The 13,587-nt window shown below is 63.2% G+C and carries 12 protein-coding genes; 8 read left to right on the top strand and 4 right to left on the bottom strand.

The features are described 5' to 3' along the window. Positions 1 to 197: 197 nt before the first annotated feature. The 3 genes from tpx to ACZ9GA_RS06320 form a co-directional block, all read right to left on the bottom strand. Positions 198 to 698, bottom strand: coding sequence for a thiol peroxidase (gene tpx / locus ACZ9GA_RS06330; RefSeq protein WP_457363474.1), 501 nt, complete (start codon positions 696 to 698; stop codon positions 198 to 200). 177 nt (positions 699 to 875) lie between these two features. After that, a complete protein-coding gene (locus ACZ9GA_RS06325; protein WP_457363475.1) occupies positions 876 to 2,198 on the bottom strand; it encodes an OprD family outer membrane porin in 1,323 nt (440 codons plus the stop codon). A 160-nt stretch (positions 2,199 to 2,358) separates the two neighbouring features. Beyond that, the gene (locus ACZ9GA_RS06320; protein ID WP_457363476.1) at positions 2,359 to 2,625 is read right to left on the bottom strand and encodes a DUF1652 domain-containing protein; all 267 of its coding nucleotides are present in this window, start codon (positions 2,623 to 2,625) and stop codon (positions 2,359 to 2,361) included. 210 nt (positions 2,626 to 2,835) lie between these two features. On the opposite strand from ACZ9GA_RS06320, the gene pmrG reads away from it, so the two are divergent. Further along, on the top strand, positions 2,836 to 3,507 hold the full coding sequence (gene pmrG / locus ACZ9GA_RS06315) for a lipopolysaccharide core heptose(II)-phosphate phosphatase PmrG (RefSeq protein WP_457363477.1): 672 nt from the start codon (positions 2,836 to 2,838) through the stop codon (positions 3,505 to 3,507). Between the two features lie 93 nt (positions 3,508 to 3,600). On the opposite strand, the gene ACZ9GA_RS06310 is transcribed toward pmrG, so the two are convergent. Then, positions 3,601 to 4,902 carry a sensor histidine kinase gene (locus tag ACZ9GA_RS06310; protein WP_457363478.1) on the bottom strand — a complete coding sequence of 434 codons (1,302 nt, stop codon included), beginning with the start codon at positions 4,900 to 4,902 and terminating at the stop codon, positions 3,601 to 3,603. Positions 4,903 to 6,158: 1,256 nt separating this feature from the next. Here ACZ9GA_RS06310 and arnB point away from each other — a divergent pair. From arnB to arnF, 7 genes are read left to right on the top strand one after another with little or no spacing between them, the layout of a single operon-like run. Then, entirely contained in the window at positions 6,159 to 7,307 is a 1,149-nt protein-coding gene (arnB, locus tag ACZ9GA_RS06305; RefSeq protein WP_457363479.1) for a UDP-4-amino-4-deoxy-L-arabinose aminotransferase, read from the top strand. Next, on the top strand, positions 7,304 to 8,326 hold the full coding sequence (gene arnC, locus ACZ9GA_RS06300; RefSeq protein ID WP_457363480.1) for an undecaprenyl-phosphate 4-deoxy-4-formamido-L-arabinose transferase: 1,023 nt from the start codon (positions 7,304 to 7,306) through the stop codon (positions 8,324 to 8,326). Before arnB ends, arnC begins: the two co-directional genes overlap by 4 nt. Beyond that, the gene (gene arnA / locus ACZ9GA_RS06295; RefSeq protein ID WP_457363481.1) at positions 8,323 to 10,314 is read left to right on the top strand and encodes a bifunctional UDP-4-amino-4-deoxy-L-arabinose formyltransferase/UDP-glucuronic acid oxidase ArnA; all 1,992 of its coding nucleotides are present in this window, start codon (positions 8,323 to 8,325) and stop codon (positions 10,312 to 10,314) included. The genes arnC and arnA overlap by 4 nt, the downstream gene beginning before the upstream one ends. Then, a complete protein-coding gene (arnD, locus tag ACZ9GA_RS06290; RefSeq protein WP_457363482.1) occupies positions 10,314 to 11,198 on the top strand; it encodes a 4-deoxy-4-formamido-L-arabinose-phosphoundecaprenol deformylase in 885 nt (294 codons plus the stop codon). Before arnA ends, arnD begins: the two co-directional genes overlap by 1 nt. Continuing rightward, on the top strand, positions 11,195 to 12,844 hold the full coding sequence (gene arnT, locus ACZ9GA_RS06285; protein ID WP_457363483.1) for a lipid IV(A) 4-amino-4-deoxy-L-arabinosyltransferase: 1,650 nt from the start codon (positions 11,195 to 11,197) through the stop codon (positions 12,842 to 12,844). Before arnD ends, arnT begins: the two co-directional genes overlap by 4 nt. Further along, positions 12,841 to 13,185, top strand: coding sequence for a 4-amino-4-deoxy-L-arabinose-phosphoundecaprenol flippase subunit ArnE (arnE, locus tag ACZ9GA_RS06280; RefSeq protein WP_457363484.1), 345 nt, complete (start codon positions 12,841 to 12,843; stop codon positions 13,183 to 13,185). Before arnT ends, arnE begins: the two co-directional genes overlap by 4 nt. Then, on the top strand, positions 13,182 to 13,583 hold the full coding sequence (gene arnF, locus ACZ9GA_RS06275) for a 4-amino-4-deoxy-L-arabinose-phosphoundecaprenol flippase subunit ArnF (RefSeq protein ID WP_457363485.1): 402 nt from the start codon (positions 13,182 to 13,184) through the stop codon (positions 13,581 to 13,583). The genes arnE and arnF overlap by 4 nt, the downstream gene beginning before the upstream one ends. Positions 13,584 to 13,587 lie beyond the last annotated feature (4 nt).

The raw sequence follows: 13,587 nt of genomic DNA, 5'->3' as shown, positions 1-13,587 counted from the left end.
TGCTGATATTGCAAAGCGCCTTTACTGGCAATTTACCTATTGTGCGTTTATGCCGTGTTTCAGCGGCAAAAGAAAACGGCCTGGGAGGTACCAGGCCGTTTCTTTATTACCGTATGTAATTGCAATGCTCGCTGGGCATCGGCGGCGTGGCAGAGGGCCAGCGCAGCCTGGCGGCAGCGGCTACAGGTGCATGCAGATTACTTTAGTACAGCCAGTGCAGCCTCATAGTTTGGCTCTTCGGCAATCTCGCCGACCAGCTCGGTGTGCAGCACGTTGTCGTTCTCGTCCAGTACCACCACGGCGCGGGCGGTCAGGCCAGCCAGCGGGCCGTCGGCCAGGGCAACGCCGTAGGCTTCCTTGAACTCGCCGCCACGCAGGGTCGACAGGTTCTGCACGTTTTCCAGGCCTTCGGCGCCGCAGAAACGGGCCTGGGCGAATGGCAGGTCGGCGGAGATGCACAGCACCACGGTGTTGGCCAGTTCGTTGGCCTGGGCGTTGAACTTGCGTACCGAGGTAGCGCAGGTAGGGGTGTCAACGCTTGGGAAGATGTTCAGGACTTTGCGCTTGCCGGCAAAGCTTGCCAGGGTCACGTCGGCCAGGCCACCGCTGACCAGGGAGAAGGCCGGGGCCTTGGCACCGACTTTCGGCAGTTCGCCCTTGACCTGAACAGGGTTGCCTTTGAGAGTCACTTGAGCCATGAACGGAATCCTTTTGCGAGTGGGAATAAAGGAACGAAGTTAACCATGAATCCCCTCCACAGCAAATGCCAATCACCTGTGGGAGCGGGCTCTGCCCGCGAAAGCCACACCGCGGTATCCGATAGTGGCGGCGCGCCCTTCGCGGGCAGAGCCCGCTCCCACAGGCCAACAGCACTGTTACCAGAGCGGCATCACGTAGCTGACGTAGAAGCGGTTTTCGTCCTGGTGGGTCTGGCCGGTCATCTCGGGGTTGGCCTGGGCGTTCTTCCAGGTCACGCCAAGGCCCTTGAGCTTGCCGTCCGGCACCACGTAGCTGAGCGCCAGGTCGCGTTCCCATTCGCTGTCGCCACCGCTGGCCACCTTGATCTGGTCACCGTGGGCATACAGCGCCGAGAAGCCCAGGCCCTTGAGGCCCAACTGGCCGAAGTCATACTTGTACAGCGCCAGGAAGGTCCGCTCGCCGGCGTGCTGGAACTTGTTCAGTTGCAGGTTGGTGAGCGCCGGGGTGTCGGCGCCGCTGCCAGGGCCCTGCCGGGCGTCGCCGCTGTTGAGGCCCGAGTCCAGGTACGGGAAGTCGCTGTCGCCGGTGTTCTTCTGCGCGCCCAGACCGATGGTGTGGCCCATCAGGCTGTAGCTTTCCATCAGGCTGAAGGTGGACTGGTTGATGCGGCCCTTGGTGGTGGTGCCGCCGTAGTAACCGGCCGCCGCGTAGTCGCTGTCGCCATCACCGTTGCCGCCAGTGCCCAGGCTGCGGTAGGCGCGCAGGTCGGTGGCCAGGCTACCCACTGGCAACTGGTCGGTGTGCTTGAGGCCCAGGTAGAACTGTTGGTAGTAGTCGGCCAGGTTGGAGTACCAGCCGCTCAGGGTGGTGTCCTTGATGCCGGTGTAATCCGCACCGCCGTAGCTGAAGCGGTTGCTGCCCTTGGCGCCGCCGCCGGTGATCATGTCCTGGTCGCCGGTTTCGTTGCGGATCTTGGTCTGGGTGATGTTGCCCAGGGTGAACACGTAGTTGTCCAAGTCCTTGGACACCAGTTGCGCACCGGTGTTGGTCTGCTGGTACAGACGGCCGTCGGTGTTGGCCAGCATCGGGTTGTTCTGGGTCAGGGCGCCGACGCGCAATTCATCCTTGAGGAAACGCATCTTGAAGGTCGGGCTGATGACGCCGAACTGGTTGGCCGACTTGCCGTCGTCCAACGGGAACATGCTGCCCTGCTGTTCCTGGGAGTCCAGCTTGACGCCATAGAAGGCTTGCAGGTCCAGGCCGAAGCCGACGGTGCCTTCGGTATAGCCGGACTTGAAATTGAGCTCGAAGCCCTGACCCCAGTCGCGCACGCTGTTGGCCTTCTTGGTGCTGCCCACCACGTCGCTGCCCTGCTGGTTCAGGTAGCGGTTGAGCAGCGTCAGGTCAGCATGGCTGTCATCGATGAAGTCGGCGTGGGCACCCAGGGCGGCAGTGCCCAGCATGGCGCCTACCAAGGGACGGACTAGCTTCTTGATCATCACGGGTCTCGTTACGGGTCAGTTGAAAAACTGACGCCATTACGGGTCCGGCACATGACAGTTCCGAGACAAGTTCCATGAAACACCATGAAACAAAATTTAGAAAAGTAGCGAAGAGCCAGTGTTTGCCCGGCGCCGCTGAGCGGCGCCGGTGTCGCGCCTAGCCAGCCAGCGCGTGGGGGAAAGTGTGGCGATTGTGCGCAAGATCGTAGCGTAGTTCAGCGATCAAGTTGGAGATGGCCCGGCTGCTGCTAAGACGGTCGGTCGAGATGCCGGTAACCATCAGTTCCACATGCCCGGTGACGGGGTCGGTCACCTGAACGGTCAGGGATTGGTCCGGCGCCACCGTGCAAGTGCAACGGGCCGGTAGAAACGCACACTCGATGATATTGCGTAGTTCCAGTGAACAAAGTCCCAGTGTCATCATCTTCGGCATCCTCGCTCAGGCAGTTTGGCGCGCAGGTTGCGCAGTAGCTTGAGATATATACCTGGCCGGCTGGGGCGGCAATGGCGAGGCGACGAGAGAGCGAAGGGAATCGATTCAGCGCAAATCATTAAAATTTTCACATCTCATTCACCAGATGTTAACCCCTGGCTTTCTAGAGTAGCGCCACTTTCCCAGCGCCCTGGAACCTCCATGCCGGTACATTCTGTCGCCCTGCCCTCCCGCTGGTTCAGCCTGCGTCGCCGCACCCTGGCCATCGCCCTGGCGGCCGTCGCGGCGTCTGCATCGCTGGCTGGCTGGGCGCTGCACCCCACGGGCCCTGCGGACTTGAGCGACGGCAAGATCATGCGCCAATCCGGCCTCAAGGCAGCGTGGCAGGCCGGCAACGTCGCCGTGCTGGTGCGCCATGGCGAACGCTGCGACCGCTCAAACGGCGCCTGCCTGGGCGACGCCGACGGCATCACCCTGGACGGCAGCCGGGTGGCCAGTGGCGTGGGCAACGGCCTGCAGGCCATGGGCATGAACCAGGCTCAGGTGCTGACCAGCCCGCTGACCCGCACCCGCCAGACCGCGATGTTCATGTTTGGCGCGGCTGCCACGCCCCAAGACTGGCTGATGGATTGCCGGCAAAGCATCCTTGGCGATGTGGTGGCGCACAAGCATCCTGGCCACAACCTGGTGCTGGTGACCCATAGCGAATGCATCAATGCCTTGGAGAAAAAGGCCGGCATCCACGGCGGCAGCGGCCCGGGCTATGCCAGCGCGCTGTTCGTCAGCGTGGACCCGATCACGGGCGCCTCCCACGTGCTGGGCGCGGTCAACCCGTCGCAGTGGGGCCGCATGCTGCACCACCTCAAGGGCTAGATACCGTAGCCGCTGCCGCCAGGCTGCGCTGGCCCTGTGCCTCACTGGATATCTCCAAGGCTCACACTTTCCAGCGCAGCCTGGCGGCAGCGGCTACACCACCAGCCGTACTTCGAAGCAGCAACCATGGGGCTCGCGACTGGTCAGGGTGACTGACCAGCCTTCGTTCACGCAGATGCGCTGCACCAGTGACAACCCCAGCCCCAGACCTTCGCCGCGCTGTTCGTCACCCCGCACGAAGGGGCGGAACATCTCCAGGCGCTTTTCCTCAGGGATGCCGATGCCGCTGTCCTCCACCTTGAAGCCACCCGGCAACAGGGTCAGGCGAATGAAGCCCTCGTCGGTGTAGTGCCAGGCATTGCGCAGCAGGTTGCCCATCACCGCGCCCAGGAACGTTTGGTTGAACACGCCCTCCCCCGCCTGCGCTGGCAGGTAGATCAGCTCAAGCCCCTTGTCTTCGATGGGCTTGCGCCAGGTCTCGATCAACTCCTGGGCCACTTGCAGCATGCCGGCGCCCTGCCCGCGACTGCCCTCGGCATTCTCGGCGCGCGCCAGCAGCAGAAAGGTGTCCACCAACTGCCGCATGGCGCTGCTGGCCCGGGCAATGCGCGACACCTGGTCGCGCGCCCGCGGGTCCAGCGCCGGGTTTTCCAGCAACAGTTCGCTGGAGCTGGCCAGCACCATCAACGGGGTACGCAGTTCGTGGCTGACGTCGCCGGTGAACAGCTTCTCGCGCACCAGCGCCGAACGCAGGCGGCCCAGGGTGTCATCAAAGGATTTGGCCAGGGTGCCCACCTCATCGGCGGCATAGTCGGGTGCCAGCGGCGGCGCCAGGTCCAGCAACTGATCACGATGGCGCACCTGCCCCGCCAGGCGGATCACCGGCGCCATCACCTTGCGCGATAGCAACCAGCCCAGCAGGATCGAACCCAGCAGGCTCAGCACGAAACCGGTGATGACCACGCCGAACAGCAGCCGCTCGCGCTCCTCGAAGCCTTGCTGGTCGCGCAGCAGCACGTATTTACGGCCGTTGACTACCCGCACCATGGCGTACCAGCTGCGCTCCAGGCGCCGCACCTCGTGAAAGCCCTGGTCCAGGGTTGCCAGGTCAGGGGGCATCAGCATGTCGCCCTGGCCGTCGTCGGCGAAGAACAGTTCGTCCTTCTCCGGGCGATGGTTCCATTCGTCGCGGTTTTCCATCATCAACATGCGATGCAGGTTGCCGCCCAGCCCCAGGGTGGTGAGCTTTTTCTCGACCACGTGCACCGTGGCCACGATGCCCACGGCAAACACGCCTGCCACCAGGGTGGTCATCACGGCAAATACCACGATGATGCGCTGGGCCAGGCTCTGGCGGGAACGCTTGGTTCTCCAGCGCGAGAAGAGGGATTTCATGAGGGGGTGGGGCTCGATGGCATGCTGGGAGGTCCGGGGTGTTTCGCGCGGGAGTGCAGTCTACCAGTCTCGATGGAAGGGATCAGTGGCAAAGCGAAGCTTTGCAACATGAAAAAGCGTTTACGCACGCTGCTGTCGCTGTTGCTGTTGCTTTGGCTTTTGATCTTGCTTTTGATCTTGCTTTTGATCTTGCTTTTGATCTTGATCTTGGCCCCGTTAAGCTTAGGCCCGACTGGAGGCGTTGCCCACGCGGCTGCCCGCAGGGCCCTTCGGCGCAGCCGAAGGAAACGGCAGCCCGCCCGCTTCTATAGCGGGTGCCGTTTAGCCGCGTGGGCGACGCCGGAAGGAGGGGACCCGGAGCGCAGCGTAGGGGCCAAGCTGGGGCCGAGACCTTTTGGTTACTTTTGGGGCGACTGCCAAAAGTGACCCGGCGTAAGGCCGGAACCGCCAGTGGTCGCACCCTCGATAATGGATATGCCCGCAGTCCTCAAAAGCGGGATCTTCAGATCGTGAGCATATCCATTATCTAGGGTGATGCGCAGTCACCTTTCCGCCCTTACGGCGGGTCACTTTTTTCAGTCGAAAAAAAAGTAACCAAAAATTCTCGCCCCGAGCCCGGGCCCTGCGCTGCGCTCCGGGTCCCCTCCCTCCGCCGTCGATCAAGCGGACGACGGCCCGGAATAGAAGCGCCTCCGGTTCCGTCTCCTTCAGCTACGCTGAAGGCCGCTTGATCGACGGCGGAGGGAGGCCCAGGGCTCTAACGGGGCCTGAGATCAAGATCAAGATCAAGATCAAGATCAAGATCAAGATCAAGATCAAGAGCCAAAGCAACAGCAACAGCAACAGCAACAGCAACAGCAACAGCAACAGCAACAGCCCCTCTACAGGCAATCTGGGTAAAAGCCGGACGGTCCTAAAAAAGCTGGCACAGAGACAGCATTTTCATACCCTTCTCACCCTTTTTTGACACATGAAAGCGCACATTTTGCACATCAGGAAAACGAACCCATCAGGACTGCATATTCCGCCCTATATTTAAGTAATTTCCTACATACGGACCCTTTGCAAGTCGCTTTCAATGCCCGCTGGAACCTTGTGCACACCCATCGGCCCAAAGGCCTCCCAATGAATCGTTCAGCAAGCGTTCGTTCAGCTTGCAGCGGTAATAATCACCCTCTATAACGGACTGTCCTACGACTAAAGTGGGAATTGTATGACGCACGAAGCGCATAAGCCTGTCAGATTCCGAGGATGCCATGAATCAGAGTTTTCTCCCCTTTTCCCGTCCTAGCATGGGTGACCAGGAGATCGCTGCAGTAGAGCAGGTATTGCGCAGCGGTTGGATCACCACCGGCCCCAAGGCCCAGGAGCTTGAGCAGGAATTCGCTCGCCGCGTGGGCTGCGCCCATGCCGTGGCCCTGTCCTCCGCCACCGGCGCCATGCACATCGCTCTGCTGGCCCTGGGCATCGGCCCGGGTGACGAAGTCATCACCCCGTCCCAGACCTGGGTGTCCACCGCCAACATGATCTGCCTGCTGGGCGCCACCCCGGTGTTCGTCGATGTCGACCGTGACACATTGATGTGCAGCATGGCCGATATCGAAGCCGCCATCACCCCGCGCACCAAGGCAATCATCCCGGTTCACTACGCCGGCGCCGCCTTCGACCTGGACCCGCTGTACCGCCTGGCCGACCAGCACGGCATCCGCGTCATCGAAGACGCCGCCCACGCCGTAGGCACCCGTTATCGTGGCCGCGAGATCGGTGCCCAAGGCACCGCGATTTTCTCGTTCCACGCCATCAAGAACATGACCTGCGCCGAAGGCGGCATGTTCGTCAGCGATGACGAAGCCTTCGCCAACCGCGTGCGCATGCTCAAGTTCCACGGCCTGGGCGTGGACGCCTACGACCGCATGACCCACGGCCGCAAGCCGCAGGCGATGGTTCAAGAGCCAGGTTTCAAATACAACCTGGCCGACATCAACGCCGCCATTGCCCTGGTGCAACTCGAACGCGTGGACGCCATCAACGCCAAGCGCGAGCAGTTGGCCCAGGCCTATCTGGAGCGCCTCAAGCACCTGCCGGTGCTGCCGCTGACCCAACCGGCCTGGCCGCAACAGCATGCCTGGCACCTGTTCATTCTGCGCATCGACCCGGAACGTTGCGGCATGGATCGCGAAGCCTTCATGAAAGGTCTTCAAGATCAAGGCATTGGCACCGGCATCCACTTCATTGCCACGCACTTGCACACCTGGTATCGCCAGAAATTCCCGGACGTGTACCTGCCCAACACTGAATGGAACTCGGCCCGCCTGTGCTCCATCCCGCTGTTCCCCGACATGACCCTCGACGACGTCGAGCGTGTTGCCTGCGCCATTGAGAAAACCCTGGAACACCGCCCGTGAGACCTTACCCAATCAACACCGTGTCCATCGTGATACCGGTGTACAACGAAGAACAGAGCCTGCCGGAGCTGCTGCGCCGCACCGAAGCAGCCTGCGCCCAACTGACCCAGAAGTACGAAATCGTGCTGGTGGACGACGGCAGCCGCGACGCTTCGGCCGACATCCTGCAGGACGCCGCAGAACGCCCGAACAGCCCGGTGGTGGCGGTGATCCTGAACCGCAACTACGGCCAGCACGCGGCGATCATGGCCGGCTTCGAGCAGTGCATCGGCGACCTGGTGATTACCCTGGACGCCGACCTGCAGAACCCGCCCGAAGAGATCCCCAACCTGGTGGCCCAGGCGGCGCTGGGCTACGACGTGGTCGGCACCGTGCGCAACAACCGCCAGGATTCGGCCCTGCGCCGCTGGCCGTCGAAGCTGATCAACCTGGCCGTGCAGCGCTCCACCGGCGTGGCCATGAGCGACTACGGCTGCATGCTGCGTGCCTACCGCCGCAGCGTGGTCGACGCGATGCTGGCGTGCCGCGAGCGCAGCACCTTCATCCCGATCCTGGCCAACAGCTTCGCGCGCCACACCACCGAAGTCCTGGTGCAGCACGCCGAGCGCGAGCATGGCGACTCCAAGTACAGCCCCATGCGCCTGATCAGCCTGATGTTCGACCTGGTCACCTGCATGACCACCACGCCGCTGCGTCTGCTCAGCGTAGTCGGCATCGGCATGGCCGCCCTGGGCGTGCTGTTCGCCTTCGCCCTGCTGGTGCTGCGCCTCATCTACGGCGCCGCCTGGTCGGGCCACGGCACCTTCGTGCTGTTCGCCGTGCTGTTCGTGTTCACCGGCGGCCAGTTCATCGGCATGGGCCTGTTGGGTGAATACCTGGGCCGCATGTACAGCGACGTTCGTGCCCGTCCGCGTTTCTTCGTCGAAAAAGTGTTGCGCGCCAACGACCCAGCCGGCACCACCAGCGAACCTCATCCTGAAACATCGATTTCCATCTCTTCCAGCAAGGCTGCCTCATGAATCAGAAAGCTGTTGTCTTCGCCTACCACGATATCGGCTGCGCCGGCATTAACGCCCTGCTCGAGGCCGGCTACGACATCGCCGCCGTGTTCACCCACGCCGACGACCCCAAGGAAAACAATTTCTACGGTTCGGTCGCCCAGCTGTGCGCCCGCAAAGGCATCCCGGTACACGCGCCGGAAGACGCCAACCACCCGATCTGGATCGAGCGCATCGCCAAGCTCGACGCTGACTTCATCTTCTCGTTCTACTATCGCAACCTGCTGAACGAGGCCGTGCTGGCCTGTGCCAAAAAAGGCGCGTTCAACCTGCACGGCTCGCTGCTGCCACGCTACCGCGGCCGCGCCCCGGCCAACTGGGTACTGGTAAAGGGCGAAACCGAAACCGGCGTTACCCTGCACCGCATGGTCAAGCGCGCCGACGCCGGCGCCATCGTCGCCCAGCAGCGCGTGGCCATCGAGCGCGCCGACACCGGCCTGAGCCTGCACGCCAAGCTGCGTGACGCCGCCAGCACCCTGCTGCACGACACCCTGCCGCTGCTGGCCAAGGGCGAAGTCACCGAGACCGAACAGGACGAAAGCCAGGCCACCGTATTCGGTCGCCGCACCCCGGCCGATGGCCTGCTGGACTGGAGCCGCCCGGCTGAACAACTGTTCAACCTGGTACGCGCCGTGACCCAGCCCTACCCGGGCGCCTTCTGCGCCGTGGGCGAGCACAAGCTGATTGTCTGGAGCGCCGAAGTGGTCGCCGGCAACCAGGGCTTCGAGCCAGGCCACGTGATCAGCGTCGAACCGCTGCGCATCGCCTGCGGCACTGATGCCCTGCAGATCACCGCCGGCCAGCGCAACAACGACGGCCTGTACCTGAGCGGCCCGCAACTGGCCCGCGAGCTGGGCCTGGTGGACGGTTCCAAGTTGATCGGCAAAGCCGCCGGCCGCCCTGTGCGCCGCACCCGCGTGCTGATCCTGGGCGTCAACGGCTTTATCGGCAACCACCTGTCCGAGCGCCTGCTGCGTGACGACCGCTACGAAATCTACGGCCTGGACATCGGCTCGGACGCCATCGAACACCTGCGCGGCAACCCGCGTTTCCACTTCGTGGAAGGCGACATCAGCATCCACTCCGAGTGGATCGAATACCACATCAAGAAGTGCGACGTGGTGCTGCCGCTGGTGGCCATCGCCACCCCGATCGAATACACCCGCAACCCGCTGCGCGTGTTCGAACTGGACTTCGAAGAAAATCTGAAAATCGTCCGTCACTGCGTGAAATACAACAAGCGCGTGATTTTCCCGTCGACCTCGGAAGTCTACGGCATGTGCCAGGACGCACACTTCGACGAGAACACCTCGAACCTGGTGGTCGGCCCGATCAACAAGCAGCGCTGGATCTACTCGGTTTCCAAGCAACTGCTGGACCGCGTCATCTGGGCGTACGGCGACAAGGGCCTGAAGTTCACCCTGTTCCGTCCGTTCAACTGGATGGGCCCGCGCCTGGACCGCCTGGACTCGGCGCGTATCGGCAGCTCGCGCGCCATCACCCAGCTGATCCTGCACCTGGTGGAAGGCACCCCGATCCGCCTGGTAGACGGTGGTGAGCAGAAACGTACCTTCACCGACGTCGATGACGGCATCGAAGCCCTGGCACGCATCATCGAAAACCGTGATGGCAAGTGCGACGGCGAGATCATCAACATCGGCAACCCGACCAACGAAGCCAGCATCCGCCAACTGGGCGAAGAGCTGCTGCGTCAGTTCGAAGCCCACCCGCTGCGTGGCAACTTCCCGCCGTTCGCAGGCTTCCGCGAAATCGAAAGCAAGGCGTTCTACGGCAACGGCTACCAGGACGTGACCCACCGCACCCCGAGCATCGAGAACGCCCGTCGCCTGATCGACTGGACCCCGACCATCGAGCTGAGCGAAACCATCGGCAAGACCCTGGACTTCTTCCTTCGCGAAGCCATGGTCGAAATCGAGAGCAAGCGTTAATGCAGGCAGGTCTGCGCATCGACGTCGACACCTACCGAGGCACCCGTGAAGGGGTGCCGCGGTTGCTCGAACTGCTCGACGAAGCCAACGTGAAAGCGACGTTTTTCTTCAGCGTCGGGCCGGACAACATGGGGCGCCACCTGTGGCGCCTGATCCGCCCGCAATTCCTGTGGAAAATGCTGCGTTCCAACGCCGCAGGCCTGTACGGCTGGGACATCTTGCTGGCCGGCACCGCCTGGCCCGGCAAGCCGATCGGGCGCGACCTGGGGCACTTGATGCGCCAGGCCCGCGACGCGGGTCACGAGGTTGGCCTGCACGCCTGGGATCACCATGGCTGGCAGGCCAACACCGGTCGCTGGAGCGACGCACAACTGCACGAGCAGATCCGCCGGGGCGTGGAAACCCTGAACGACATCCTCGGGCAGCGCATCGATTGCTCCGCCGCCGCTGGTTGGCGCGCCGACGAGCGCGTGGTACAGGCCAAGCAGGATTTCGGTTTCCGCTACAACAGCGATTGCCGTGGCACCCACCTGTTCCAGCCACGCCTGGCCGATGGTTCGGCCGGCACCGTGCAGATACCCGTGGACCTGCCCACCTTTGACGAGGTCGTGGGGCCGACGGTCAGTGCACAAAGCTTCAACGACTACATACTGGAACGTTTCAAGCCGCAAGGATTGAACAACTACACCATTCATGCCGAGGTTGAAGGGATTCTGATGGCTGAAGATTTCCGCCGCTTGCTGGCAACGGCGCGCGAGCGACAGATACAGTTCCAACCGCTGGGTGAACTGTTGCCTCAAGACACCGGCACCCTGCCGGTGGAGCAACTGACCCGTGGCGTGCTTGAAGGACGCGAAGGCTGGCTTGGGGTTCAAACACCATGAGCCAGCGTTGGTCCCTGCCCGTCTTGCTGCTGGCATTCGGGCTTTTCTACCTGCTGCCACTGCCCTTCCACGGGCTGTGGATTCCCGATGAAACCCGCTACGCGCAAATGAGCCAGGAGATGCTGCTGACCGGCAAATGGGCCGCGCCGCATTTCATGGGCCTGCGCTATTTCGAGAAGCCTGCCGCCGGCTATTGGTTGATTGCCATCGGCCAGTGGCTGTTTGGCCAGAACCTGTTCGGCGTGCGCGTGGCCTCGGCCTTGAGCCTTGGCCTGAGCGCCCTGCTGACGTACTGGGTGGCCAACCGTCTGTGGGCCGACAAGCGCAAGGGCGTGATCTGCGCCGTGCTGTACATGAGCTTCGGGCTGGTCGCAGGCCAGGCCGGCTATGCCAACCTGGACCCGCAATTCACGCTGTGGGTCAACCTCAGCCTGGTGGCCCTGTGGTTTGCCATCGACAGCCGCACGCCCCGTGAGCGCCTGCTCAGTTGGGGCCTGCTGGGCCTGGCCTGCGGCATGGGTTTCATGACCAAGGGTTTCCTGGCGTGGGTATTCCCGGTGCTGGTCGCCCTGCCCTGGATGATCTGGCAGAAGCGCTTCGGCGAACTGGTCCGTTTCGGCCTGTTCGGCGTGCTGGTGGCCGTGCTGGTGTCGGCGCCCTGGGCACTGATGGTCAACCATCAGGAGTCCGACTTCTGGTCGTTCTTCTTCTGGCACGAGCACATCCGCCGCTTTGCCGCCGACGACGCGCAGCACGCCGAACCGATCTGGTTCTACCTGCCACTGCTGCTGCTCTCCAGCCTGCCCTGGGCGTTGCTGCTGCCGGCCACCGTGCGCCAGGCCTGGCACACCCGTGGCGAGCCGAAGGCGGTATTCGTGCTGCTGTGGCTGCTACTGCCCCTGGCGTTCTTGAGCCTGAGCCGCGGCAAGCTGCCGACCTATATCCTGCCCTGCATGCTGCCGCTGGCACTGTTGGCAGGCCACCTGTTGAGCCACAGCCTGGCGCAGGGCAAAACCTTGATGCTGCGCTGCAATGCGGCGCTGAACCTGGCCATGGGCCTGTTGGGCCTGGCCGTGATTGCCTGGCTGCAGCACAAGAAGCCGGTGTACATCGACGAGCCGCAGCACCTGACGCTGATCACCGTGGCCCTGGCCGGGGTTGCCGTGGCCAACCTGCTGGCCCTGACCCAGCCCCTGCGCCTGTGGGCCGCGCCAGCCGTGGGCATGGGCCTGTTGGTGGCGCTGCTGCCCGCCGCGCTGCCCAACAAGGTGGTTTTCAACAAGACGCCGGACGCCTTCATTGCCGACCACGCCCAGGAACTGGGCGGCACTCACACCTTGCTGAGCAACGACCTGGGCGCGGCATCGGCCCTGGCCTGGCACGTGGCACGCCCCACGGTGTACCTCTACAACACCGTGGGCGAAACCAAGTATGGGCAAAGTTATGCCGACGCCAGTGACCGCGGGGTCGACCTCGACCAGGTGCAGGCGTGGATGACCCAGGCGCGTCGCCAAGGCTCGGTGGGCGTGGTGATGCGGGTCAAGAGCAGCGACGAGAGCCACGAAGTCGACCTGCTGCCCAAAGACGGCAAGCAGTACGAACAGGGCAACATCAAGATCTTCATTTTCGACCAGACGGCGCCATGATCTTTCTCTTGTTGCTGGCCGCCTGCACGCTCACGTGCCTGGGACAGATCGCGCAAAAACTGGCGGTGGAGTCCTGGCGTGACGCGCCCGGCGGCGCCATGGCCATGCTGGCCACGCCATGGCTGTGGGCCGCCCTGCTGTGCCTGGGCCTGGGCCTGCTGCTGTGGTTATTGGTGCTGCAACACCTGGAGGTGGGCATCGCCTACCCCATGCTCAGCCTCAACTTTGTGCTGATCACCCTGGTGGCGCGGTTTGTCTTCAAGGAACACGTGGACGCCCGCCATTGGCTGGGCGTGGGCGTAGTGATGGCCGGCGTGCTGTTGCTGGGATGGCAGGCATGAGCCGCGCACAGGGTTTTGCCCTGGCCGGCGGCAGCGTGCTGCTGGTGAGCAGCGCGCAACTGGGCATGCGCTGGAGCATGACGCGCCTGCCGGTGCCGGCCCAGTGGCTGGACACCCTGCTCAACGGGCCGGTGCCATGGCTGGCGCTGGGGGTGGTGATGGCGGCGATCTTCGCCTACGCACTGTCGATGCTGTGCTGGCTGGGGGCCTTGCAACACTTGCCCCTGGGCCGCGCGTATTCGCTGCTGAGCATCAGCTACGCGCTGGTTTACCTGCTGGCAGCCAGCCTGCCAGCCTTCAATGAACATTTTTCGCTGTTGAAAAGCCTGGGGGTGACGCTGGTCGTCCTCGGTGTGCTGACCATCAATTCGCGACGTACACACGGCAACAAGCCATAGGATC

Source organism: Pseudomonas sp. TE3644 (assembly GCF_056278815.1).
Note: the sequence above shows the minus strand (reverse complement) of the source record. Positions and strands in the feature narration are given on the sequence as shown.

Coding starts and splice junctions, on each gene's coding strand:
- tpx (WP_457363474.1), bottom strand. CDS start 698: ATGGCTCAAGTGACTCTCAAAGGCAACCCTGTTCAGGTCAAGGGCGAA.
- ACZ9GA_RS06325 (WP_457363475.1), bottom strand. CDS start 2,198: ATGATCAAGAAGCTAGTCCGTCCCTTGGTAGGCGCCATGCTGGGCACT.
- ACZ9GA_RS06320 (WP_457363476.1), bottom strand. CDS start 2,625: ATGATGACACTGGGACTTTGTTCACTGGAACTACGCAATATCATCGAG.
- pmrG (WP_457363477.1), top strand. CDS start 2,836: ATGCCGGTACATTCTGTCGCCCTGCCCTCCCGCTGGTTCAGCCTGCGT.
- ACZ9GA_RS06310 (WP_457363478.1), bottom strand. CDS start 4,902: ATGAAATCCCTCTTCTCGCGCTGGAGAACCAAGCGTTCCCGCCAGAGC.
- arnB (WP_457363479.1), top strand. CDS start 6,159: ATGAATCAGAGTTTTCTCCCCTTTTCCCGTCCTAGCATGGGTGACCAG.
- arnA (WP_457363481.1), top strand. CDS start 8,323: ATGAATCAGAAAGCTGTTGTCTTCGCCTACCACGATATCGGCTGCGCC.
- arnD (WP_457363482.1), top strand. CDS start 10,314: ATGCAGGCAGGTCTGCGCATCGACGTCGACACCTACCGAGGCACCCGT.
- arnT (WP_457363483.1), top strand. CDS start 11,195: ATGAGCCAGCGTTGGTCCCTGCCCGTCTTGCTGCTGGCATTCGGGCTT.
- arnE (WP_457363484.1), top strand. CDS start 12,841: ATGATCTTTCTCTTGTTGCTGGCCGCCTGCACGCTCACGTGCCTGGGA.
- arnF (WP_457363485.1), top strand. CDS start 13,182: ATGAGCCGCGCACAGGGTTTTGCCCTGGCCGGCGGCAGCGTGCTGCTG.